Here is a 22,611-nt window from a genome sequence, read left to right as displayed (position 1 = left end):
ACGGACGTCAGACCAGCGGCGGATGAACGGCCTGTTTCAATCCGCTCGAATAGTGCTTGTAGTCCCAGGCTACGCTATCGCCGGGTTGCAGTGTGTAGACCGCGCATGAGACGTCGGGCATCTGGCCGTTGACGAAATACACCCACCAGTATCCGTTGCCGCCCTGGTTCGCCTCTACCCCACCCAAGGCCGTCACGAACAGGCTCGCGCCTGAACCCTGCGATTGCGGGCTTAGGGCGGGCGATACGCCGTCGGCCGTAAGAAGATCGAATACGGTTGTAACGCCGGGGGCAATCGCGATGCCGTCGTTCGCTTGCCACGGCGGATTGTGAAACTCCGAACCCCAATCGACAAATTGATTAGCTACCGAGTTGGTCATGACGAGATCTCCGTATTGGTGGTCAATGTGCGAAACGCGCCCCTCTTTTGTGTTGTTTGTTGAAACTGCCGGGTTCTGATCTGGATGCCGGAAAGTCATGTCGATCGCGTGCCGATCGCCCCCTTCAAACGGATCGAAAAATCGCAGGCGCAGCCAACCACGGGCCGACTGTTTCAATCAGGCGGCGCCTCGCGACGATTGTTGCAAGTTATGTTGGCGTGATCCCCGTTTCGGAGAGGCGGTGCGGCAACGCAGCGATAGTCATTTTTTTGTTGCAGGCGCCTTTGCCTTCCGTGAAATCCCGATATTCGTATTGATCAGAGCATAGGCGATGGACCTGCGGCCTGCAATATCGCTCGCGTCGCAGGCCGCACTCCAAACGATGCGCGACTAAACGCACAGCGCGCCTCCGTCCTCCGGGCCGCTCACAACAGCTCGCCCCGAGCGTCCCTTCCTCCTGTGTTCTTCATCCCATGACGTCGTGCAGCGCTTTCGGCCCATCGGCCGTGCCTGCTTGTCGGTGGCGCATGCCCGCTCGTGGGCCCTCTCCCATCCACGAAATCACTGGAGCCCGTTCATGGATATCGATTGTCACCGTATCGGCGGCACCCTGGGGATCGCCGCATGTTCGTTTGCCGCCGCACTTTCTTTCGCCGCGCAGGCGGAGGGGGCGACCGCCTGCTATGCCGTCGCCATGCGCGGAGGGCCGCTCTACGTAACGGCGGATGTGTTGCGCGAAGCCGCGCTCAACGTCGCGAACGCGCGAGTCACCACTGCCGGCAATCCGCCGTTGAGGACGGAAGCGCCCCCGCCCGACCCGAAACGTTGCGACGGGGCGAACGATCACCTTCCTGCGGCGGGTCCCGAACGCGACAACTACTTCGGCAATGTCGTGAGCCCGTTGAAATTCCTGCGTCTCGCGGCCTATCAATGCGCGGGAGCGGGAGGCCGCAGTCAGTTCTTCTCGATGAACCAGGCCATTTACTATCGCCAGTGTGGAGGCGGGCAATACTCGAACTACATTCACTTCTGGGGACGAGCGAACGGGAACTCGAGCACGTGTTTCGCCAGCGACTACCCGACGATGTTTGCCAAGGCCACCGAAAAGAGGAAGCCGGCGGACCTGCTCAAGGCGATGAAGATGGTTTACTCGGGCGGCCTGAGCGGAACCGCCGCGAACGATCAGGCGCTCGGCAACGCGATGGCGGCGATCCTGATCGCCGAAAGCAATCGCGACTATCTCGTCAATCTCGAGAACTACATGCTGATGGACCTGGCCGACGTGAAGCAGGCCACGCCGGAGCAAATCATCGGGGGCCACTGCGTGCCGAATGCCTCGTCCTGCCAGAACCACAGCGAGTCGCAGAACGGCAAGCACCCGCTCGCGTGGGGCGGGGCCCAGGAAACCATGATGGTGAACGGCTGGGGCCAGAGGGCAGGCGCCAATAGCCCCTTCGGCATGACATTCGAAGGCAATCTGTCGGGCGAGTGGGCAGTCGCGAAAGAAAAGGTCAAAAGCGCGAAGGTCGACCAATGCGGCACGGTGCCGCCAGCCTACGGAAATCTGACTCCCGCCCAGCAGAGCGCAGTGCGAGGCGTCTTCGAGAGCATTCTGCGGACCCGCTGAAGTTCGCCGTCGGTCGACGCGCCAAAAAAAACGCCGCCGCCCCCATATGCGGAAGCGGCGGCCTCACTACGCTCGACCTGTCGTCAAACCGCCATCACCGTTACCGACTTCGTGACGAGATACGGCTCCAGCGCTTCCGGCCCGCCTTCCGACCCGTAGCCCGAATCCTTCACGCCGCCGAACGGCATTTCCGGCCACGGCGTCGCCGGCTGGTTGATCCACAGCATCCCGACTTCGAGGCGCTGCGTGAGCAGGTGCACGTTCGCGAACGAACGCGTGAACGCGTAGCCGGCCAGACCGAACGGCAGACGGTTCGCCTCGGCGATCGCATCCTCGAGCTTGTCGAAGCCGCGAATCGCCGCGACCGGGCCGAACGGCTCGTTGTTGAACACGTCTGCCTCGAGCGGCACGTTCGCGATCACGGTCGGTGCGAAGAAGTTGCCTTCGGCGCCGATCCGCTCGCCGCCGGTCTCGATGCTCGCGCCGACCTTGCGCGCGTTGTCGACCACCGATGCCATCGCGGTCAGACGCCGCGGGTTCGCGAGCGCGCCGAGCGTCGTGCCTTCGTCGAGACCGTTGCCGATCTTCAGCCCTTCCGCATGCTTGACCAGCGCGCGCGTGAACTCGTCGCGGATGCTGTTGTGCACGAGGAAGCGCGTCGGCGAAATGCAGACCTGCCCCGCGTTGCGGAACTTCGCACCGCCGGCGGCCTTCACCGCGAGCGCGACGTCGGCATCCTCGGCGACGATCACCGGCGCGTGGCCGCCCAGTTCCATCGTCGCGCGCTTCATGTGCTGGCCCGCGAGCGCGGCCAGCTGCTTGCCGACCGGCGTCGAACCCGTGAACGTGACCTTGCGGATCACCGGGTGCGGGATCAGGTACGACGAGATTTCAGCCGGATCGCCGTACACGAGGCCGATCACGCCGGCCGGCACGCCGGCATCGACGAACGCGCGCAGCAGCGCGGCCGGCGATGCCGGGGTTTCTTCCGGCGCCTTCACGAGGAACGAGCAGCCGGTCGCGAGCGCCGCGCTCAGCTTGCGCACGACCTGGTTGACCGGGAAATTCCACGGCGTGAACGCCGCGACCGGGCCGACCGGCTCCTTCACGACCGTCTGCTGCGCACCGAGGTTGCGCGGCGGCACGATCCGGCCGTACACGCGGCGGCCTTCGTCCGCGAACCATTCGATGATGTCGGCCGCCGACAGCACTTCGACGCGCGCTTCGGTGAGCGGCTTGCCCTGCTCCTGCGTCATCAACTGCGCGATCGTGTCCGCGCGTTCGCGCACCAGCGCGGCCGCCTTGCGCATCGTCGCCGCGCGCTCGTGCGCGGGCACCTTGCGCCATGCCTCGAAGCCGCGCTGCGCGGCGGCGAGCGCACGGTCGAGATCGGCGATGCCCGCGTGGGCCACCTTGCCGATCGGCTTGCCGGTCGCCGGGTTCACGACGTCGATCGTCTTGCCGCTCGCGGCGTCGACCCACTCGCCGTCGATCAGCAGTTGCGTATCCGTATAAGTCACGTTAGCCATCCAGACACCCCTACATTGCGTCGATAAAACGCGCGCTGCCGCGAGCGGCCGCGCGCCGGTTGACAGAAAGAGCAACGCCGCCGGGGCTGACAACCGCCCGGCGGCGCAGACGGCAGGCACGTCGGCCTGCCGTCGTTCCGCATGGGACCGCGCTCAGTGCGCGGCCGCCGTCGCCTTGCGGAGTTTCGCGACGTCCGCCGCCTGCACGGCCGGCGCGCCGTTGTTCCAGCCGGCGCGCATGAACGTCAGCACGTCGGCGATCTGCCGGTCGTTCAACTGGTTCGAGAATGCCGGCATCGGATAGGCGGACGGCACGCCGCCGATCACGAGCGTGTCGCTGCCGTTCAGCGTCACGTTGATCAGCGACGAGGCATCGGCCTCGAGCACGTTCGGATTGCCGGCGAGCGGCGCGAGCAGCGGCGCATAGCCGCGCCCGTCCACACCGTGGCAATGCAGGCAGTAAGCGTTATACACCTTCGCGCCCGGATCGGTTGCCGGTCGGCCCAGCGCGGCCTGCGTCGCCTTCGGATCGTAGCGGTACGGCGGCGCGCCCGTGCCGCCTGCCGCCGGCAGCGATTTCAGGTAGCGCGAGATCGCGGCCAGATCGTCGTCGGTCAGTTCCTGCGTGCTGTGGTTGATCACGCTCACCATCGAGCCGAACGCGGTCGCGTGCTGATTCGCGCCGGTCTTCAGGAACTGCGCGACGTCGGCCTCGTTCCAGCGGCCGAGCCCGGTGTTGTGCTCGCCGGTTAGGTTCGACGCGAACCAGTTGTCGATCGATGCGCCCGACAGGAACGCCGCGCCGCTTTCGTCGAGCGCCTTCTCCTGGAAGCCGACGCCGCGCGGCGTGTGGCACGACCCGCAGTGCCCGAGCCCCTGCACGAGATACGCGCCGCGGTTCCACGTCGCATCCTTCGCCGGCTTGTCCGCGTAGGGCGTCGTGTCGAGGAACACCATGTTCCACAATGCGAGCGGCCAGCGCATGTTGAGCGGCCACGGGATGTCGGACTGACGGTTCGCCTGCTTCACCGGTTCGACGCCGTGCATGAAGTACGCATACAGCGCCTTCACGTCGTCGTCCTTCAGCTTCGCGTACGACGGATACGGCATCGCCGGATACAGGTTGTGACCGTCCTTCGCGACGCCCTTGCGCAACGCGCCGGCGAACTCGGCTTCGGTATAGCCGCCGATGCCCGTGTCCGGATCGGGCGTGATGTTGGTCGTGTAGATCGCGCCCATCGGCGTGACCATCTTCAGGCCGCCCGCGAACGGCGTGCCGCGTGGCGCGGTGTGGCACGCGACGCAGTCGCCGGCTTTCGCGAGATACGCACCGCGCGCGACGAGCGCGCTGTCGGCGGGCGCCGTCTGCGCGGCATGCGCGCCCGTGCCGACCACCAGGGCGGACAGCGCGAGCAACGATGCGCGGAGCGCATTCAGGTTCAGGTTCGGGGTGAGAAGTCGCATGGTCGTTCCCTCCCCTCAGGCCGTTTTCAGCTGGTTGCCGACCGGCAGCTTGCGCAGCCGCGTGCCGGTGGCCGCGAAGATCGCGTTCGACAGCGCCGCCGCGGTCGCGGCGGTGCCCGGCTCGCCGATCCCGCCCGGCGCCTCCCCGTTCTTCACCAGATGGACTTCGATCGGGGGCACCTCGTTGATTCGCATCATTCGGTAGTCGGTAAAGTTGGTCTGCACGACACGGCCGTCCTCGATCGTGATCTCGCCGTACAGCGCGCCCGTGATCCCGAAGATGATGCCGCCCTGCACCTGCGCCTCGATCGTGTTCGGATTCACATACATGCCGCAGTCGACCGCGCACACGACGCGCTTGACCTGCACCTCGCCGCCGTCCACCGCGACGTCGATGACGATCGAGAAGAAGCTGCCGAACGCATGCATGACCGACACGCCGCGCCCTTGCCCCTTCGGCAGCGACGCGCCCCAGCCGGCCGCCTTTGTCGCGACGTCGAGCACGTTGCGTGCGCGCGGCGTCTTGTCGAGCAGTGCGCGGCGGTACTGCACCGGGTCGGTCTTGGTCTGAGCGGCCAGTTCGTCGATGAAGCTCTCGACGACGAACGTGCTGCGCGTGGGCCCGACGCCGCGCCAGAACGCGGTCGGCACATGGCGCGGCTCCTGGCGCACGTAGTCGACGAGCTGGTTCGGCAGGTCGTACGGCAGTTCGGCCGCGACCTCGACCGCATCGGGATCGACGCCGTCCTTGACCGCGGGCGGCGCGAAGCGCGCGAGAATCGACGAGCCGACGATCCGGTGCTGCCACGCGACCGGCTTGCCGTTCGCATCGAGGCCGGCCGAGATCGCGTCGTAGTAGCACGGGCGGTACATGTCGTGCTGGACGTCTTCCTCGCGCGTCCAGATCACCTTCACCGGTGCATCGACCTGTTTGGCGACTTTCACGGCCTGGCCGACCATGTCGGTTTCGAGCCGCCGGCCGAACCCGCCGCCGAGCAGATGGTTGTGCACGACGATCTTGTCCGGCGACAGCCCGGTCAGTTGCTGCGCCGTGTCGCGTACGCGGGTCGGCACCTGCGTGCCGACCCAGATCTCGCAGCCGTCGCCGCGCACGTGCACCGTGCAGTTCACCGGCTCCATCGTCGCGTGGGCGAGCAACGGCTGTTCGTAGACGGCGTCGACGCGCGTCTTCGCGTTCGCGAACGCCTTGCCGACGTCGCCTTCCTTGCGCGCGACCGCGCCCTTGCCGTTCGCCGCCGCGTGCGCGAGATCCGCGAAAAGATCCTTCGTCGACACCTTCGCGTCCGCGCCTTCGTTCCACTTCACGACGAGCGCCGATGCGCCGCGCTTCGCGGCCCACGTGTGATCGCCGACCACCGCCACCGCGTTGTCGACGCGCACGACCTGGCGCACGCCGGGGATCTTCCTCGCGGCCGTGTCGTCGACGCTCGCGACCGTGCCGCCGAACACCGGGCTGTTCACGATCACCGCATACAGCATGCCGGGCAGGCGCACGTCGAGCCCGAACTGCGCGGTGCCGTCGACCTTCTCCGGCGAATCGAGGCGCTTCGCGGGCGTGCCGATCAGCTTGAAATCCGCCGGCTTCTTCAGCACGACGTCCTTCGGCACCGGCAGCTTCGCCGCGGCGTCGGCCAACTGGCCGTACGATGCGCGCCGGCCGCTCGGCGGATGCTGCACTTCGCCGTTCGCCGCGCGGCAACTGGCCGGATCGACGTTCCATTGCTTCGCGGCTGCCGCGACCAGCAGCGTGCGCGCCGTGGCGCCCGCGCGGCGCAGCGGTTCCCACGCGTAGCGCACCGACGTCGAGCCGCCGGTGAGCTGGCCGCCGAGCAGTGGATCGAGGAACAGTTTCTCGTTCGGCGGCGCATGGTCGAGCGTCACGCTCGACAGCGGCACTTCGAGTTCTTCCGCGATCAGCATCGGCAGCGCCGTGTAGACGCCCTGACCCATCTCGACCTTCGGCATCACGAGCGTGATCTTGCCGGCGCGGTCGATCTGCACGAATGCGTTCGGCGCGAACACGCCGGGCGCAGCGGGTTCGGCTGCGTCGCCGCCGATCACCGAGCGGCGCGCATCGTCGCCCGCCGCCGGCAGGCTGAAGCCGAGCAGCAAGCCGCCGCCGGCCGCCGCGCCGAGCGACATCCCAAGTTTAAGGAACGACCGGCGCGACACGCCCGTGCCGGCCCGACCTGCTTCGATCAGTCCTCGCGACATGTCAGGCCTCCTTCGCGGCTTGTTTGACGGCCGCGCGAATCCGGTGGTACGTACCGCAGCGGCAGATGTTGCCGGCCATGGCCGCGTCGATGTCGGCATCGCTCGGGTTCGGGTTCGATGCGATCAGCGCGGTGGCGGCCATCACCTGCCCCGACTGACAGTAGCCGCACTGGACGACGTCGAGCTCGCGCCAGGCCTGCTGGACCTTGTGGCCGGCCGGCGTCGCGCCGACGGCTTCGATCGTCGTGATCTTGCGGCCCGCGACGGCCGCGACCGGCAGCACGCACGAACGCGCGGCAACGCCGTCGAGATGCACGGTGCACGCGCCGCATTGCGCGATCCCGCAGCCGAACTTGGTGCCGGTGAGGCCGACGACGTCGCGCAGCACCCAGAGCAAGGGCATGTCGTCTGGGGCGTCGACCGAGCGGGTTTCGCCGTTGATGTTGAGGGTGATCATTCAGCCTCCGGGGCCGTTGTATTGGGGAAGCGGCGCGAACGGGGCACGCTGCGCCGTGTGGTCGTCATCGCCGTTGCGTCGTGCGCAACGGGTGCCGCGCGGCCCGGGTGCGGGCGAGCCGCGGCGGTGGTGTTGCATGCTTGCGTCGTTACTCGGCCACGTCGATGCCGGACAGCACCTTGATGACCGACGGTGCGGTGAACCAGTCGGCCGACTTCCTGCGGAATTCGCCAAAATGCGGACTCGCGAGGTGTGCGTCGAACGCCGCCTGGTCGTCGTAGATTTCATACAGATGCAGGTTCGGCGAACCGTCCTGCTCGCGGAACAGGTCATAGCGCCGGTTGCCCGGTTCGGTGCGCGTCTTGGCGACCAGGCTGCGCAGTTCGGCCTCGGCGGCCTGCGCATGTTCGGGTTTCGGGAACAGCGAAGCAATCACGTGAAGCGCCATTTTTTCCACTCCTTTGAAAACGGAAACGAGCATGCCACAAGCCGGCGTCTCGCGACGCCAGCGTGCAGTGGTCGTATGTCGCCGAGCGGAGGGATCAGGCCAATTCGTCCGGGCCGACCCGCACGACGACCTTGCCGAAATTCTTGCCGGCGAGCAAGCCGATCAGCGCTTGCGGCGCGTCGGCGAGATCGGGAACGACGTCCTCGAGCGTCTTCACCTTGCCTTGCGCGACCCACTCGCTCATGTCCTTCAGGAACGGCGCATAGCCGGTCGCATAGTGATCGAGGATGATGAAACCCTGCACGCGGATGCGCTTGCGCAGGATCGCGCCCATCAGCGCCGGCACGCGGTCACGGCCGGTCGACACAGCCTTGTCGTCGTATGCCGCATCGTTGTAGTGCGCAATGATTCCGCAGACGGGCACGCGCGCATGGTCGTTCAGCAGCGGCCACACCGCGTCGAACACGGCGCCGCCGACGTTCTCGAAATAAACGTCGATGCCGTTCGGGCACGCGTCCTTCAGCTTGGCGGCAAACGCCGGCTCGCGATGGTCGACGCACGCGTCGAAGCCGAGCGTGCCGGTCGCGTACGCGCACTTGTCGGCGCCGCCCGCGACACCGACCACGCGGCAACCCTTCAGCTTCGCGATCTGGCCGACCACCGCGCCGACTGCGCCGCTCGCCGCCGCGACGACCACGGTTTCGCCGGCCTTCGGTTCGCCGATTTTCAGCAGCCCCGTGTACGCGGTGAAGCCCGGCATGCCGAGCACGCCGAGCGCGTACGACGGGTGCGCGAAGTCGCGGCCGAGCGGGATCAGGTCGCGCCCGTCGGACAGCGCATAGTCCTGCCAGCCGGCTCCGGCCACGACGAGATCGCCTTCGCGAAACGCCGGCAGGTTCGACGCCACCACGCGACTGACCGTGCCGCCGACCATCGGCTGCCCCAGTTCGGCCGGCGGCGCATAGGACGGCGCATCGCTCATCCGGCCGCGCATGTACGGGTCGAGCGATAGCCAGACGGTGCGCAGCAGCACCTGGCCTGCGCCAGGCACCGGCACGTCACCGGTTTCGGCGCGGAAGTTGTCCGGCGTCGGTGCGCCGACCGGGCGCGAATTCAGGACGATCTGGCGGTTTGCAGTCTTGCTTTGCGACATGTGAGCCTCCGTCAACAGGAATGAACGTGCTGCGTGGGCACGCTCGGATCAGGGATGGACCAGCGGAAAGTGCGCGCCCGCGGCGGCATCGGCGATCGAGCCGGTGCGGTCGCAGGCAGGCGGGTGGAGCGATGGGAACAGCGTAACGCGGCGTGAGGCATTCGTCATGAATGATTGAGTAGACCAGTCGTCTAGAATCAGGGCAAAAACAAGGCGCGCCGATGCGCGCCCGGATTACGACTGCGCTCCGTCGTGCGCGGCCGGCGGCAGGTTCAGCATGCGCCGCGTTTCGACCATCGCCCTTTCGAGCGGTTTGCGGTTGCGGTGAATCTTTTCCAGCAGCATCGCGCCCAGCCACAGCTCGTACAGGATCGCGGCCGTGTACGACGGATCGTCGACGCCATTCAGCGAACCGTCGGCGAGGCCGGCCTCGATGCCGCCCGCGAGCCGCTCGATGATCTGGCTGGTGCCGCGCCGCAGTACCGTGCGCATCGCTTCCGACAGATCCGACACTTCCGCGCCGAGCTTCACCGCGAGGCACTTGCCTTCCGGATCGTCCGCGCATTGCGTGTGCAGCCAGTTGCCCCAGTACGTCATCAGCCGCTCGGCGCCGGTGCCGGCCTGCTGCTCGAGCAGGTTGTCGAGATGCGCGAGATAGCCTTCGAAATACGATTCGAGCAGCGCTTCGCCGAATGCTTCTTTCGAGCCGAAGTAATGGTAGAACGAGCCCTTCGGGATGCCCGCCGCGGCGAGAATCTCGTTCAGACCGACCGCCGAAAACCCCTTGTGGAGCATGATCGGCTTCGCGATATTCAGGATGTGCTGGCGGACTTCGGCGCCTGACGATGCATTCATGATGGCGTATGGTAGCAACGATTAGACCGGTCGTCTAGTAACGTCGAGCCGGCATGTTGAGCGGCACTTTACCCGATCCCCGTCGCAGGCCCAATGTCTGGCTGGCGCGCTTCTCGTCTGCCCGGGTCGTATGCGCGTGGTGCGTCATGGCGGCCACTCGGTCGCGCTGTCAGCGCGGCGCCTCGCCGGCGCGCTTTCTCGTGCGCGCCCGTCGCTCGCTTCGTTCGGCGGCCGGCGCGATCTTGACGCCGCGCAACGGCGGCCGGCGCACCAGCGCCGCCATCTCGCGCCTCAATGCATCGAGTTCGTTGCCGCGCGCTGCCTCGGCCGCCAGTGCGCCGTCGAGCTGCCCCTGAAGCACGCCGCAGCGATGCAGCGCGTCGCCAAGTTGAGCCTGTAGTGCGGCTGTGTCTTTCCGCTGCTGCGCATCGCGTTGTTCCGCGCGTGATGTCGCCGCGTCGAGTTCCTTTTGCAATCGCGCGGCGGCGAGCCGCTCGCGATCGATTTCCTGAAGCGCCCGCTTCTCCGATGCGCGTAGCCGCTCCTCGGCGCGGCCGGCGTCGTCGCGCAACCGGTCGAGCTGGGCGGTGAAATCCGCACGCGCCTCGGCGAGTGCACGATCGCCCTCCGCGTTGTCGGCCTTCAGGCGTTCGACATCCGCTTGCAGCGCTTGCCGCGATGTATCGTCCGCCGCCCTCGCCTGCTCCAGTTCCTGAATGCGGACCTGCGCAGCCAGCAGCGCGGCCGTGCGTTGCTCCAGCGCGGTTTCGGTGCGGGCCAGTTCGGCCTGCAACGTCGCGACTTCCGTTTGCGCCGCGGCCCGCTGGGCTTCGACTTCCGTGCGCAGCGCGTCGAGCGCCGCTGCCGCGTCGGTGCTCGACCGGTTCCACAGCGCCGCGACGAGTTCGCCCGCCGCTGCCTGCAGATCGGCCGGCAGGTCCGGATGCTCGATGCGCACACGGCTTTTTTCCCGCAGCTCGGCCCAGAACTCGCCGAGAACGGCCGTCGGCGTGCTCATGCTGCCCTTGCGAACGAGCTGGTACAGACGGTTCGCCGTCGGCGTGATGCCGAAACGGAAGAACAGCAGCGCGCAGGCTTCGCGGTACAGCTCGCGCGTTTTGGGGAAGTCGGCCTTGAGGCGCTCGATTTCGGCGGTCAGGCGGGGTTCGTCGGCAGCGAGGTCGGACATGGTCGGTTGTTGTCTGGAATTTCGTAAATAATATAACGTAAACCGTTAAATATCCAATCATCGACCGGCGATGATTTGACATTATTTCTATAATGTCGAGAATTGGCTGGCGGAAGACGTGCACGCCCGGCCCCGCTGATTACGGCGTGGCGCGGTGCGGCGTCGAAATGCTGGAATCCCCTACCGGGTCATGGCCCACTGAGTCGCCGAGTGCGCCGCCTGCAGGCGGCCGGCATCCAACCGAATTCGCAGCCGGCCGGCACGGGTAAATCACGGGATCGGGACAGCCGCCCTTTGCACGGCAGCAGCCGGACAAATACGATCGCGCCACGCGCCACACGCGCGGCAACGAAACACGAGCGTGCGTGCGACGGCGGCGCGAAGCGCGCCGGCTTTCAGCGGCCGGGCGCCGCTTCCCTGAAGAAGTCGATCAACTGTCGTGTCAGAAAGGCAGGATTCTCGTCCGGCAGCCAATGTCCGGTGTTCGGCGCAACGGCTCCGCGCACGTCCAGCGCCAGTTCCCTAGCCATGTCGATCTCTTTGGTGCCATTGCTCTTGTCGCCGGCGAGCGCCAGCACCGGCATCGGGAGCTTGTGCTTCATGAACGCCTTGAACTGCGTCTCGTCCTGCGCAAACGCGCGATAGAGTTCGAATCCGGCGCGCAGCGCGCCTGGGGCTGCATAAGCGGCGGCATAGACGGCGATATCGTCGTCCGACAGTGGGACGTGGGTTCTCTTCTTGTAGAAATCGAGAATGTACGCGCGCTCCTTGCCCGCAATCAGCATTTCCGCGATATCGCGCTGCTGATGCAATCCGAAGTGCCAGAGCTGCGGATCGGCACGGGCCTTCGCTTCGTCCCAGACGCGCGTGCCCGGCACCGGAACGTCGAGCATCGCAAGCTTCACGATCTCGGCGGGCCATTGCGCGGCGTACGCGTAGGCCACCATCACGCCGATGTCGCGGCCGACGAGGTGAATGCGCGTCGCGCCCAACTGGCGAACAAGCGCGCGGATGTCGCCTGCCATCGAGGCTTTGTCGTAGCCGCCGAGCGGTTTGTCGGATTCGCCCGCGCCGCGGTAATCGACCGCGACGACGCGATACCCCTCTTCGGCCAGCACCGGCATCACGTGACGCCACGTGTACCAGGTTTGCGGCCAGCCATGCAGCAGGATCACCATCTCGCCGTCGTCCGGGCCGCCGGTCACGTAATGGAGGCGCACGTCGTCGACCTGCGCGTAGTGCCGGCTGAATCGTCGATCGAAACCGGCCGGCAGGCCGGCCGCCGGCATCCCTGACATCGATTGTTCATTCTGCATGGGTCGTCATCCGTTACTTTGTCGGTCGCTCAACCTGTCGACCTGCTTCACGCCCCGGAGCAGCCATGGCCGAAGTTGCCTCGTGAGGAACGGCATGATGATCCAGGTCAGCGACGAAGTCAGGAGTGCGGAGCTGAGCGCGAGTTGGACAGGACGCTCCAGGGCGGGAAGGAGCGCATTCAAAAGGTAGGTGATCGACAGCAGGACCGGATAAACGGCCAGCCACGTCACGAGAAACGTCTTCCACTTCGGTGTAGCGGGCTTGCCGGCGATCGCGAACCACGCATCCATGCCGATCGCGGCGTCGCGATGTTCGTCCGATATCTGGTCGCCCTTCGCAACCAGCTTTCGGCGTTCCCCGGAGGCCTCCCACGCATGCAGGTGCTCCGGCGAGTCGAAACGATAAATCAGGTAGTTGATGCCGCTTGAATCGCTCAGGCGAACGTTGCCGAGGTGCCCCGGGTAACGCCGCGCAGCCGCGTCGATCTCGCGCGCCCATCGATCGAATTGCCGCTCCCGCCCCGGATGAACGACGCGGCTGACGACGATCGTGCTTGATTCGCGCATCGTGTCGGGCGGGGAAAGGCGTTGGCTGTCGTGCATCTGGTTGCTGGAGCGAGTGGGCAGTCCATTTCGGTACTCGGCGGTGCCCGATGGCGTGCGAGAACCCGCCCCATACGCCGTTTGGGCGAACATGCCGGGCTGCCGCGCAAGCAAATCACGGTCCTGCCGCAAGCGGGCAGCGTCGCTTGTCGCGCTTCGACGCTCGCTCGAACGGCCTGCGCCGATGGCGCGGCAGCATCAAGCGATGCCGTCGAATTCGCTACCAAATGAACGCGTGCTGTAATTTTTTCAGCAGGATAGAAAGCGTGGAGCGCTACGGGGTTATCGGGAAGTGGATTGCCGTGCGCCAAATCCTCCCCCAGCGCCTGCGTTTCATCTGTCATTCGCGTGCCACCGTAGGCCGGTAACATTCGAATCCGCCCCGATTCCGACAAGCGATCCGACATGCAGCGCCCGTCGCGCGCCACGCCCCACGCGCCCCACGTTTACGCGGCCACGTCCCGCGCCCTCGCCGTCAGCCTCGCGGTCAATCTGCTGCTGCTCGCCGTCGAGACGGCGGCGGCATGGTCCGCGCATTCGTCGGGGTTGCTCGCGGACGTCGCGCACGCCGCGATCGATCTCGCGGCCGATGCGCTGATCCTCGTCGCCTGCCGGTTCGACGCGCGCCTGCCGCCGGAGCGACGCCCGACCTACGAGCCGCTCGCACTCGCGGGCCTCGGCGCGTTACTGGCCGCGACCGGCGCGCAGATGATCTGGCATGCGTTGACGCGGTTCGATACGCCCCCCGTCGTGCAGCCGGGGGCGACCGCGCTCGCGCTGGTTGCCGTCACGCTCGCCGGCAAGGCCGTGCTGTCGTACTGGATGCTGCGCAAGGCGCGCGAGACCGGCTCCGCGCTGCTCGAAGCGAGCGGCTGGCACGTGCGCACCGATGCGCTGTCGTCATTGCTCGCGGCGCTCGCGATGAGCGCGGCGCTGCTCGGCCTCGGCCGTCTCGACGATCTGGCCGCGCTCGCGATCGGCGCGCTCGTGATCCGCACGGGCGCGGGGTTCATCCGGCGCGGCTGTGCGCAGTGGCCGGCATTGGCCGATTGGGCGAATCGCTCGACGCGCGGGTCGTGAACGCGGGTAGTCGCGCCGCGCGTTGATGCTTCGATACGCGTGATCGACTGCACGGGATGAAGAAGAGGCTCGCCCCCGCGAGCCTCCTTTGCGTGATGTCGCCATCGGCATGGAGTTCTTGGCGTACCGATGCTACCGCCCACCCGGGCGGCACGACACTCCCGGGCAAAATCCGCACGAGCGCCGCCGAACAACAGCCGCGGCATACAGCATGGGACGGTTTCGCCCAATGGAGTATCGGGACGTCTTGCACGGCATCCCGCGACGCACACGTATGCTCCGCCGGCGGCGTGACGGGGCGATGCGCGGGTGTCGTGCGCGACGACCACAGGCGAATTGACCGATTAGGCTGCGTGTAACAGGCTATTGCTTGTTTTTTGTTAATACAGTCTGCAGTTTGTATTTTGACGATACATGCCATAGACTGTATTTTCCGATTACAAACGATCGCCTGTCATCTCGCGGAGCGCCCGATGGCCTTTCCTGTCCAGACCTTGACCCAGTTACGCCCAATCCTCGTCGGCTTCCGCAAATCCGCGGGGCTCACGCAGGCACAACTGGCCGCCCGCCTCGGCATCACCCAGCAATCTTATGCTCAGCTCGAAGCCAACCCGTCCGCGGTCAGCATCGAACGGCTTTTCAAGGTGATGAACGCGCTCGGCGTTCGCATGATGCTCAGCCTCGACGAGCGGGATGCACCGGCGGAAGCGGCCGATTCGGCTTCCGCTGCCGAACCGGTGGCGCGCCGCCAGCCGGGCGCGAGCAAGCGCGGCACCCCGGCCGCGACAACCCCGATCGGGGCCGCCGTCGGAACTGCGCGGATGCGCCCGACAGCGACGACTCGGGCCACGCCACGCGTCTCGGAGCGGGAGGACTGGTGACGATGGTCGCACGCGCCCGCAGCAACCGGCTCGACCTGTGGATGAACGGCATTCCTGTCGGCTACTGGGAAATCCGGCGCGGGGTCGAGCGTCTCGTCTACCTGCCGGAGTGGCTTGACGATCCCCAGGGCCGGCCACTGTCATTGTCGCTGCCCTTCACGCCCGGCAACCAGCCGCACCAGGGCGCGATCGTGGCCGACTACTTCGACAATCTGCTGCCGGACAGCGAGCCGATCCGCCGCCGCATCGCGCAGCGTTACCGGCTCCGATCGACAGCGCCGTTCGAATTGCTCGCGTCGATCGGCCGCGATTGCGTCGGCGCGATCCAAATGCTGCCGCCCGACGAGATACCGGTCAATCTCGAGGGAATCGAAGGCGCGCCGCTCGACGACGCAGCCGTTGCCGATGTGCTGCGCCACGCGACCGCGACGCCGCTGCCCGGCCGCGGGGAACCGGACGGCGACCTGCGCCTGTCGATTGCCGGCGCGCAGGAAAAGACCGCGCTGCTGCGTCAGCGCAACCGCTGGCTGCGGCCGTCGGGCAGCACGCCGACGACCCACATCTTCAAGCTGCCGCTCGGGCGCGTCGGCAACATGCAGGCCGACATGCGCACGTCCGTCGAAAACGAATGGTTGTGCTCGAAGATCGTCGCCGCGTACGGCTTGCCGGTCGCACCGTGCGATATCGGCCGGTTCGACGATCAGAAGGCGCTGATCGTCGAGCGCTTCGACCGGCGCCCGTCGCGCGACGGCTCGTGGATCGTGCGGCTGCCGCAGGAGGACATGTGTCAGGCGACCGGCACGCCGTCGGGGGCGAAATACGAAACGGACGGCGGCCCCGGCATCGAGACGATCATGGGCATCCTCGCGAATTCGGCCGACGCTTCCCGTGACCGGATGAATTTCTTTGTCGCACAACTCGTGTTCTGGGTGTTGGCGGCGATCGACGGCCACGCGAAGAATTTCAGCATCGCGCACCTGCCCGGTAATGCGTATCGCAGCACGCCGCTGTACGACGTGCTGTCCGCGCATCCGATCATCGGTACGCGCCGCAATCAAATCCCGCCGAGCCGCGCGCGCCTGGCGATGGCCGTCTGCGGGAAGAACCGGCACTACGTGATCGGGGAAATCCAGCCGCGCCACTGGATCGCACAGGGCCGGCGCGTGGGCCTGAGCGAAGACGACGTGCGGGCCGCGATGACGGCCGTCGCAGCACGAACGGAGCCCGCGATTGCCGAAGCCGCCGCGCAGATCCCGGCGGATTTTCCGGCGGACGTGGCAGACGCGATATTCGCGGGCATGCGTCGGCAAAGCCGCAAACTCGCGGCGGGCGATCCGGCGTGACAAACCGACCGGCCGCGACGGGCTGTCGGTCTTCGCCGCAATACTTCGACCCTCGGTCGACCGGCGGTCCTGACGGGACCGAAGCAGTTACGCCGCCGCAGACACGGACTTCGAACGCCCCGCGCCGAACCGCGTGCCGACCGCCGCCGCCGGATCGTTCAGCCCGCGTCGCGCGCGCGGGCGAGGGCCGCGAGGTTGCCCTCGCCGAACCCGTGGTGGCCCTTGCGCTGCACGATCTCGAAAAAGATCTCGCCGGGGCGACGTTTGACGAAGGTCTGGAAGAACAGTCTCGGCACACCGTCGCTGCCGATCTCGCCGTCGACCAGCACCGCGCGGCGGCGCAGCGCGTCGAGATCGACACCATGCGCGGGCAGCCGCGCGTCGACGTCGTCGTAATAGCGTGCGGGTGGCTCGATGAATTCGACGCCGTTCGCACGCAGTGCATCGACGCACGACAGGATGTCGTCGGTGGCCAGCGCGACGTGCTGCACGCCCTCGCCCGGATGGTCGGGCAGGTACGCATGCATCAGCTCGGTGCGCCGCGTGCCTTCCTCGTAGACCGGAATCCGCACCGCGCCGCACGGCGACACCATCACGCGCGACTCCTCCGACACATGCCAGTGCGCGTCGATCTGGTGGATCTCGCGAAAATGCAGCAGGTCGTGGTAGAAATCCAGCCACTCCCGCATGCGGCCCGCGCCGACGGTTTGCGTGAAGTGGTCGACCTGCTGCAGGCCGACGCCCGCGCAGTCGAGATCGGTATGCGCGGTCGCGATGTCGATCGGCCGGAAATCGATGTCGAAGATCGAGATGTCGCCGACGCCGCCGCGCTGGCCGTCCCGCCCGCGCCAGCGGTCGACGAAATACAGGTGCGAATCGCCGATGCCCTGGATCGCCGGGATCTTCAGCTCGCCGACGCCGACCTTTTCGCCTTCGAACGCCCACGCCCCGAGCTGGATCGCGCGCTCGAACGCGCGCCGGGCGTTCGCCACCCGCAACCCGATCGCGCAGACGCCCATCCCGTATTCCTCCGCATAGCGCGCGGCGAACGAATCGGGCTCGGCGTTGATCAGGAAATGCATCTGCCCCTGCCGGTACAGCGTGACGTTCTTGCTGACGTGCCGCGCGATCGCCTTGAACCCGAACTGCTCGAAGCGCTGCGCGAGCGCTTCCGGCACGGGCGCCGCGAATTCGACGAATTCGAGGCCGGCCATCCCGAGCGGATTGGCGGCCGGATCGGCGACGGGCGGCGTATCGCTGGACAAGGGGTGAGAATTGCCGGGCATTCCAGTCTCCGGGGGGCATGCGGTCGATGGGGCGATTGCGCCTGTCGCGTGCGGCATGCGCGGCCGATGCGGCGGCCTCGCCTCCGCCCCGAACGGGCGCGTTGTCGATGCTGCAGATTTTAACCAGATCGTTCACGGCGGCACACCCCGGCCGAACGGGATATCGCCGCGCCGCCTAGTGCAAACCCGAAAAGCGTTCGGTAATCGCACGGAATTGAACGATAATCGCGCACATTATCCGATTGGCCAATTGCCGCCGTGCGGCCCGCGCCCTATTCTCCGTTCACCCATCGACTTCAATGCAGCATCGGACGCGGCGCCGCCACGATTCCACGATGCGCCGTGCCAGGAGACATCGCCATGACCCCCACCTTCGACACCCTCGACGCCGCCGCCAGCGCCCGAGCACGCAGCCAGGCCCGCAAGGCCGCGGTCGGCAGCTTCGTCGGCGCCGTCGTCGACTGGTACGACTTCCTGCTGTACGGGATCGTCGCCGCGCTGGTGTTCAATTCCGAGTTTTTCCCGAAAGTCAGCCCGACGATGGGCACGCTGGCGGCGTTCGCCACCTTCGGCGTCGGCTTCCTGTTCCGGCCGCTGGGCGGCATCGTGTTCGGCCACTACGGCGACCGGCTCGGCCGCAAGCGGATGCTCGTGCTGACCGTGATGCTGATGGGGCTGTCGACGGTCGCGATCGGCCTGTTGCCGGCATTCTCGACGATCGGCTGGTGGGCGCCCGTGCTGCTGGTGCTGATGCGCGCGATCCAGGGTTTCGCGGTCGGCGGCGAATGGGGCGGCGCGGCGCTGATGGCCGTCGAGAGCGCGCCGAAACAGAAGAAAGCGTTCTACAGCAGCGGCGTGCAGGTCGGCTACGGCGTCGGACTCGTGCTGGCCACCGGCATCGTATCGATCCTGAGCCATACGCTCGGCGAGGCCGCGTTCAAGTCGTGGGGCTGGCGCCTGCCGTTCGTGTTCAGCATCGTGCTGGTGCTGATCGGGCTGTGGGTGCGCAAGAACATGGACGAATCGCAGGAGTTCGTCGAGAAGGTCGAGCACGGCAACCGCAAGCTGCGCCTGCCGGTGCTGGAAGCGCTGACGCGCCACCCGAAGGCATTCCTGCTGATCGTCGCGCTGCGGCTCGCCGAACTGTTCACGATGTATATCGTCACCGCGTTCGCGCTCAGCTATTCGACGACGAACCTCGGCATGTCGCGCGACCTGTTCCTGAACATCGGCCTGCTGGTGGGCGCGGTGAGCTGCGTGACGATCCCCTGCTTCGCGTGGCTGGCCGACCGCTACGGCCTGCGCCGCATCTACCTGATCGGCGCGCTGATCGGCCTCGCGTCCGCGGTGCCGTTCTTCGTCGCGCTGGAAGCACGATCGATCGCGTGGATCGTGATCTTCTCGATCCTGCTGGCGAATGCCGCACACGACATGGTCGTGAGCGTCCAGCAGCCGCTGTTCACCGAGCTGTTCGGTGCCGAATACCGCTACAGCGGCGCGGGCGTCGGCTACCAGTTCGCGAGCGTCGTCGGCGGCGGGTTCACGCCGTTCATCGCGGTCGGCCTCGTCAGCGTGGCAGGCGGTTCGTGGCACCTCGTCGCCGGCTATCTGGCGGTCGGCTGCCTGATCTCGCTGGTGGTCGCCGCGCGGATGCGAGCGGCGAATTGAGCGACGATGCGTCCGGTCGCACGCCGCGGCGGACCGTTTCTCCCGGGCCGTCCGATACGACCGCCCGAGCCGGGATGCCGGTTCAGCGCACCGCGGTCATTGCAAGCCTGAATCCGACGTGCGGCATGCTGTTCGATGGATCGACGCCGCGTCTGGCGCTGGTTCGATAGCTCGTGCAATAGACTTCGCTGCACAGAAACGACCCGCCGCGCGTCACGCGCCGCGGCGCGGCAACCGGAACGCCCGGTTCGCTGGTATCGAAGCTGTCAGGCGGACCGACCGGATCGATCGCGATACCGCTCCGCGCCGCCTGCTGCACGAAGTAATCTTCGCGGTACAGGTCGGCCGTCCATTGCCATGCATTGCCGGCCATGTCGCACAGCGCATAGCCGTTCGGCGGATACTGGCAGACCGGGCTGGTGCCCACCCGGATCTTCGCGTCGGTCACGACCGGAAACGGCTGCGGCCCGTTGTCCCAGATGTTCGCCATCCTGCGTCCGCCCGGCTCGCGCACGTCGCCCCACGCATAGTCCTTCTGCTCCAGCCCGCCGCGGGCCGCGTACTCCCATTCGGCCTCGGTCGGCAGCCGTTTGCCGATCCATTTCGCATATGCGAGCGCATCGTCGTACGACACCTGTACGACCGGATGGTCGTCCTTGCCGACGATGTCGCTGCCGGGGCCTGACGGATGCCGCCAGTTCGCACCGGGCACAAAGCGCCACCAGCGCGCATAGTCGTTGAGCGCAACGGGCGTGTCGCTGCCGATGAAGACCATGGCCTCGGGCACGAGCCGATCGTCGGCGGGGCGCGGCGTTCCGGGCGGCAATTGCGCCGCCAGGTCCTCCCAGCGCGGCTTGCGCTCGGCCGTCGTCACGTAGCCGGTCGCATCGACGAACAGGCGAAATTCGGCATTCGTCACGTCGTGACGATCGATCCAGTAACGATGCAGACGAACCCGATGGGCAGGCCGCTCGTTCGGCAGGGCGAGCCGGCTGTCGTTACCCATCAGGAACTCCGCGCCGGGAATCAGCACCATGTCGCGGGGGCCGTTGCGCCCGTCGCCGACGACGATCGCCGTAGTCGCCGATGCGCGCCACGCGAACCCTGCGGCCGCGCCGGCACCGACGAGCGCGGCCAGCACACACCATCGGACAGGGCCCGTGCGCAGCTTCGTCGACACCCGATCGCGCAGCCGGGTAATGGCCGATGAACCGGCGCGCACGCTCACGAATCGCTCCGTGAGCCGTCGATCAGCAGCGGCACGGCTGCGTTCGCCGCCGCTCCCCGGCCGGATGCACGACGTGTCGTCGCCCCATCCTTGTAGTCGACCAGCGCCGCGGCGTAGCCGATCCGTTGCGCGTTCACGTGCAGCGTGTCACCTTTGCCAAGCGCGATCGTGCTGCCGTCGTAGATCGTCCAGCGAGGCGGCGCGGACTGCACCGCGCCGTTGTGCAACGGTGCGCTGCCCAACTGCGCGGCGTAACCCAGGTCGCTGAACAGCACTTGCGCGTCCCAGCTCTGCACCGTGTGACGGTCCGGCGCGAACGGCACGCCGCTGCGCTCGACCCAGTAACCGATCGACGCGCCCGGAGTCGGGCACTGGATGCGCACGCCGCCGGCTACACCGACGACTGCCGGCGTGGCCGTTGCGGGCGGTTGGTCGGCGCCCCCCCACATCCGCCTGACCAGCTCGGGCTCGGAAATGCCGCCGACGTCGCCGACATCCTGGGTCCATTGATGGAACGCGGTACGCAACTCGACGAGCTTGTCGCGGTAGCCGGGATCGGAGGCCAGATTGTTCAGTTCCCACGGATCGCGCTCGAGGTCGTACAACTCTTCGACCGGCTTGGTCCTGAACCAGCGCGCGGTCGCCTCCGGCAGCGTGCCGGCAGCGTGCAGCTTCAGGATTTCACGCATCATCGGCAATTGCAGCCGGTACTGAATGTTCTGATACCACGGCAGGCCCGGCTCGTAGTTGTACAGGTACTGGTAGCGTGCGTCGCGCACCATCCGCACCCGGTCGTATTCGGTGTCCATCCGGTCGCGCGCGGCGTACACATACCGCCGTGCCGCCGCCTGCGCGGCACCCGCGAACGCGTGGCCCTGCAGGTACGACGGAATGGGCACGCCGGCGAGCGACAGCGCGGTCGGTGCGAAATCGACGCCGCTCACGAGGCGATCGTCGACCGCGCCGCCGTTCTGCCCGTTCGGAAAGCGGATGATGAGCGGCACGTGAGTGCCGCGCTCGAGCACCTCGCGCTTGTACCACGGCAGCGTGCCGCCGTTATCCGCGTAGAACACGATCACACTGTTGTCGTAGACGCCGTCGGCCTTGAGTTGCCGGATCAGTTCGCCGAGATGGCGGTCCATGATCGCAATGTTCGTGTACTGGCGAGCGAGATCGCCCCGCACGGCCGGCGTGTCGGGAAAGATGTCCGGCACCTTCAGCGCCGCGGGATCGACGGCCAGCGGATCGTTGCGCGCGGTCAGCATCGATTCGTGCGTGGTGAACAGCGTGTACATCGCGAAGAACGGCGTACCCGGCGGCCGGTAGCGATAGGAGGCCGCCGGACCGTTTTCATCCCACGTCGTCACCGGCGCGATGAACTGGTAATCGGTTTTCGTGTTGTTTGTCGTGTAATAGCCGGCCGCGCGCAGATGCTCCGGGAATGCCCTGACGTCCGGGGGCAGCACGACCGAATAGGTCCGCATCCCCGGTGGGAACGCGCTCTCTCCCGCGATGCCTTCGGCCCCGTTGCCGCTCAGCGTGCGCATGTTATGCGCACCGACCGAAACCGGATACATGCCGGTGATCACGCCGGCGCGGGCGGGCGCGCATACGCCGGCCACCTGATACGCATGCGTATAACGGACGCCCTCGCGAGCCAGTTGATCGATGTTCGGCGTCGGAACGGTGTTGTCGCCGTACGCGCCAACGAGCGTCGTGATGTCCTCCGCGGCGATGAAGACGATGTTCGGACGCGCATTCGAGGTGACCGAGTCGGATCCGCATCCGGCAGCGACGAGCGTGACGGCCGACAAACAGACAACGCGATGCAACGCGGTAAGCGCCGCGCGGGAAAGCAGGCTCATGGGTA

General features: G+C 66.9%; 19 protein-coding genes. 5 read left to right on the top strand and 14 right to left on the bottom strand.

All coding sequences use genetic code 11. The annotated features are described in order from the left end of the window. Positions 1-7: 7 nt before the first annotated feature. On the bottom strand, positions 8-556 hold the full coding sequence (locus tag CFB46_RS26200; RefSeq protein WP_143751665.1) for a DUF4430 domain-containing protein: 549 nt from the start codon (positions 554-556) through the stop codon (positions 8-10). 400 nt (positions 557-956) lie between these two features. Here CFB46_RS26200 and CFB46_RS26195 point away from each other — a divergent pair, with 400 nt between their 5' ends. Further along, entirely contained in the window at positions 957-2,006 is a 1,050-nt protein-coding gene (locus CFB46_RS26195; protein WP_089501756.1) for a hypothetical protein, read from the top strand. A gap of 83 nt (positions 2,007-2,089) precedes the next feature. Here the strand turns inward: CFB46_RS26195 and CFB46_RS26190 are convergent, their stop codons facing one another. From CFB46_RS26190 to CFB46_RS26145, 10 genes are all read right to left on the bottom strand, one after another. Then, complete coding sequence (locus tag CFB46_RS26190; protein ID WP_027783045.1) at positions 2,090-3,535, bottom strand: NAD-dependent succinate-semialdehyde dehydrogenase; 1,446 nt, start codon at positions 3,533-3,535, stop codon at positions 2,090-2,092. A gap of 153 nt (positions 3,536-3,688) precedes the next feature. Next, on the bottom strand, positions 3,689-4,999 hold the full coding sequence (locus CFB46_RS26185; protein WP_027783044.1) for a cytochrome c: 1,311 nt from the start codon (positions 4,997-4,999) through the stop codon (positions 3,689-3,691). A gap of 15 nt (positions 5,000-5,014) precedes the next feature. Further along, the gene (locus CFB46_RS26180; protein WP_089501755.1) at positions 5,015-7,234 is read right to left on the bottom strand and encodes a xanthine dehydrogenase family protein molybdopterin-binding subunit; all 2,220 of its coding nucleotides are present in this window, start codon (positions 7,232-7,234) and stop codon (positions 5,015-5,017) included. Position 7,235: 1 nt separating this feature from the next. After that, the gene (locus tag CFB46_RS26175; protein ID WP_006479019.1) at positions 7,236-7,691 is read right to left on the bottom strand and encodes a (2Fe-2S)-binding protein; all 456 of its coding nucleotides are present in this window, start codon (positions 7,689-7,691) and stop codon (positions 7,236-7,238) included. 148 nt (positions 7,692-7,839) lie between these two features. Beyond that, positions 7,840-8,139, bottom strand: coding sequence for a putative quinol monooxygenase (locus CFB46_RS26170; protein ID WP_027783042.1), 300 nt, complete (start codon positions 8,137-8,139; stop codon positions 7,840-7,842). Between the two features lie 94 nt (positions 8,140-8,233). Beyond that, positions 8,234-9,292, bottom strand: coding sequence for an NADP-dependent oxidoreductase (locus tag CFB46_RS26165; RefSeq protein WP_089501754.1), 1,059 nt, complete (start codon positions 9,290-9,292; stop codon positions 8,234-8,236). Positions 9,293-9,526: 234 nt separating this feature from the next. Continuing rightward, the gene (locus CFB46_RS26160; protein ID WP_089501753.1) at positions 9,527-10,147 is read right to left on the bottom strand and encodes a TetR/AcrR family transcriptional regulator; all 621 of its coding nucleotides are present in this window, start codon (positions 10,145-10,147) and stop codon (positions 9,527-9,529) included. Between the two features lie 169 nt (positions 10,148-10,316). Continuing rightward, positions 10,317-11,336, bottom strand: coding sequence for a DNA-binding protein (locus tag CFB46_RS26155; RefSeq protein WP_089501752.1), 1,020 nt, complete (start codon positions 11,334-11,336; stop codon positions 10,317-10,319). A 395-nt stretch (positions 11,337-11,731) separates the two neighbouring features. Next, on the bottom strand, positions 11,732-12,625 hold the full coding sequence (locus CFB46_RS26150; RefSeq protein ID WP_227789659.1) for an alpha/beta fold hydrolase: 894 nt from the start codon (positions 12,623-12,625) through the stop codon (positions 11,732-11,734). Positions 12,626-12,658: 33 nt separating this feature from the next. Further along, positions 12,659-13,255, bottom strand: coding sequence for a membrane protein (locus tag CFB46_RS26145; RefSeq protein WP_027783037.1), 597 nt, complete (start codon positions 13,253-13,255; stop codon positions 12,659-12,661). 405 nt (positions 13,256-13,660) lie between these two features. On the opposite strand from CFB46_RS26145, the gene CFB46_RS26140 reads away from it, so the two are divergent. The 3 genes from CFB46_RS26140 (at position 13,661) to CFB46_RS26130 (ending at position 16,559) form a co-directional block, all read left to right on the top strand. Beyond that, positions 13,661-14,335, top strand: coding sequence for a cation diffusion facilitator family transporter (locus CFB46_RS26140; protein WP_089501750.1), 675 nt, complete (start codon positions 13,661-13,663; stop codon positions 14,333-14,335). Between the two features lie 473 nt (positions 14,336-14,808). Then, positions 14,809-15,216, top strand: a complete 408-nt coding sequence (locus CFB46_RS26135) for a helix-turn-helix domain-containing protein (protein WP_089501749.1) — start codon at positions 14,809-14,811, stop codon at positions 15,214-15,216. A 2-nt stretch (positions 15,217-15,218) separates the two neighbouring features. Then, on the top strand, positions 15,219-16,559 hold the full coding sequence (locus tag CFB46_RS26130) for a type II toxin-antitoxin system HipA family toxin (RefSeq protein ID WP_089501748.1): 1,341 nt from the start codon (positions 15,219-15,221) through the stop codon (positions 16,557-16,559). Positions 16,560-16,717: 158 nt separating this feature from the next. Here CFB46_RS26130 and CFB46_RS26125 read toward each other — a convergent pair whose 3' ends face one another. Then, positions 16,718-17,845 (bottom strand): 4-hydroxyphenylpyruvate dioxygenase family protein, encoded by a 1,128-nt coding sequence (locus CFB46_RS26125; RefSeq protein ID WP_027783033.1) that lies wholly within the window; start codon positions 17,843-17,845, stop codon positions 16,718-16,720. Between the two features lie 360 nt (positions 17,846-18,205). Between CFB46_RS26125 and shiA the strand changes: the two genes are divergently transcribed. Continuing rightward, on the top strand, positions 18,206-19,513 hold the full coding sequence (gene shiA / locus CFB46_RS26115) for a shikimate transporter (protein WP_089501747.1): 1,308 nt from the start codon (positions 18,206-18,208) through the stop codon (positions 19,511-19,513). 82 nt (positions 19,514-19,595) lie between these two features. Here shiA and CFB46_RS26110 read toward each other — a convergent pair whose 3' ends face one another. Continuing rightward, on the bottom strand, positions 19,596-20,693 hold the full coding sequence (locus CFB46_RS26110; protein ID WP_373558210.1) for a formylglycine-generating enzyme family protein: 1,098 nt from the start codon (positions 20,691-20,693) through the stop codon (positions 19,596-19,598). A gap of 44 nt (positions 20,694-20,737) precedes the next feature. Further along, entirely contained in the window at positions 20,738-22,606 is a 1,869-nt protein-coding gene (locus tag CFB46_RS26105; protein ID WP_089501746.1) for a sulfatase family protein, read from the bottom strand. Positions 22,607-22,611 lie beyond the last annotated feature (5 nt).

It is taken from the genome of Burkholderia sp. HI2761 (assembly GCF_002223355.1).
GTDB lineage: Bacteria > Pseudomonadota > Gammaproteobacteria > Burkholderiales > Burkholderiaceae > Burkholderia.
Note: the sequence above shows the minus strand (reverse complement) of the source record. Positions and strands in the feature narration are given on the sequence as shown.

Excerpts from the sequence above, each read along its gene's own strand:
- CFB46_RS26175 (WP_006479019.1), bottom strand. The coding sequence starts at position 7,691 with ATGATCACCCTCAACATCAACGGCGAAACCCGCTCGGTCGACGCCCCA.
- CFB46_RS26190 (WP_027783045.1), bottom strand. The coding sequence starts at position 3,535 with ATGGCTAACGTGACTTATACGGATACGCAACTGCTGATCGACGGCGAG.
- CFB46_RS26140 (WP_089501750.1), top strand. The coding sequence starts at position 13,661 with ATGCAGCGCCCGTCGCGCGCCACGCCCCACGCGCCCCACGTTTACGCG.
- CFB46_RS26125 (WP_027783033.1), bottom strand. The coding sequence starts at position 17,845 with ATGCCCGGCAATTCTCACCCCTTGTCCAGCGATACGCCGCCCGTCGCC.
- CFB46_RS26130 (WP_089501748.1), top strand. The coding sequence starts at position 15,219 with ATGGTCGCACGCGCCCGCAGCAACCGGCTCGACCTGTGGATGAACGGC.
- CFB46_RS26150 (WP_227789659.1), bottom strand. The coding sequence starts at position 12,625 with ATGCCGGCGGCCGGCCTGCCGGCCGGTTTCGATCGACGATTCAGCCGG.
- CFB46_RS26105 (WP_089501746.1), bottom strand. The coding sequence starts at position 22,606 with ATGAGCCTGCTTTCCCGCGCGGCGCTTACCGCGTTGCATCGCGTTGTC.
- CFB46_RS26180 (WP_089501755.1), bottom strand. The coding sequence starts at position 7,234 with ATGTCGCGAGGACTGATCGAAGCAGGTCGGGCCGGCACGGGCGTGTCG.
- shiA (WP_089501747.1), top strand. The coding sequence starts at position 18,206 with ATGACCCCCACCTTCGACACCCTCGACGCCGCCGCCAGCGCCCGAGCA.
- CFB46_RS26165 (WP_089501754.1), bottom strand. The coding sequence starts at position 9,292 with ATGTCGCAAAGCAAGACTGCAAACCGCCAGATCGTCCTGAATTCGCGC.
- CFB46_RS26155 (WP_089501752.1), bottom strand. The coding sequence starts at position 11,336 with ATGTCCGACCTCGCTGCCGACGAACCCCGCCTGACCGCCGAAATCGAG.
- CFB46_RS26135 (WP_089501749.1), top strand. The coding sequence starts at position 14,809 with ATGGCCTTTCCTGTCCAGACCTTGACCCAGTTACGCCCAATCCTCGTC.
- CFB46_RS26195 (WP_089501756.1), top strand. The coding sequence starts at position 957 with ATGGATATCGATTGTCACCGTATCGGCGGCACCCTGGGGATCGCCGCA.
- CFB46_RS26160 (WP_089501753.1), bottom strand. The coding sequence starts at position 10,147 with ATGAATGCATCGTCAGGCGCCGAAGTCCGCCAGCACATCCTGAATATC.
- CFB46_RS26170 (WP_027783042.1), bottom strand. The coding sequence starts at position 8,139 with ATGGCGCTTCACGTGATTGCTTCGCTGTTCCCGAAACCCGAACATGCG.
- CFB46_RS26185 (WP_027783044.1), bottom strand. The coding sequence starts at position 4,999 with ATGCGACTTCTCACCCCGAACCTGAACCTGAATGCGCTCCGCGCATCG.
- CFB46_RS26145 (WP_027783037.1), bottom strand. The coding sequence starts at position 13,255 with ATGCACGACAGCCAACGCCTTTCCCCGCCCGACACGATGCGCGAATCA.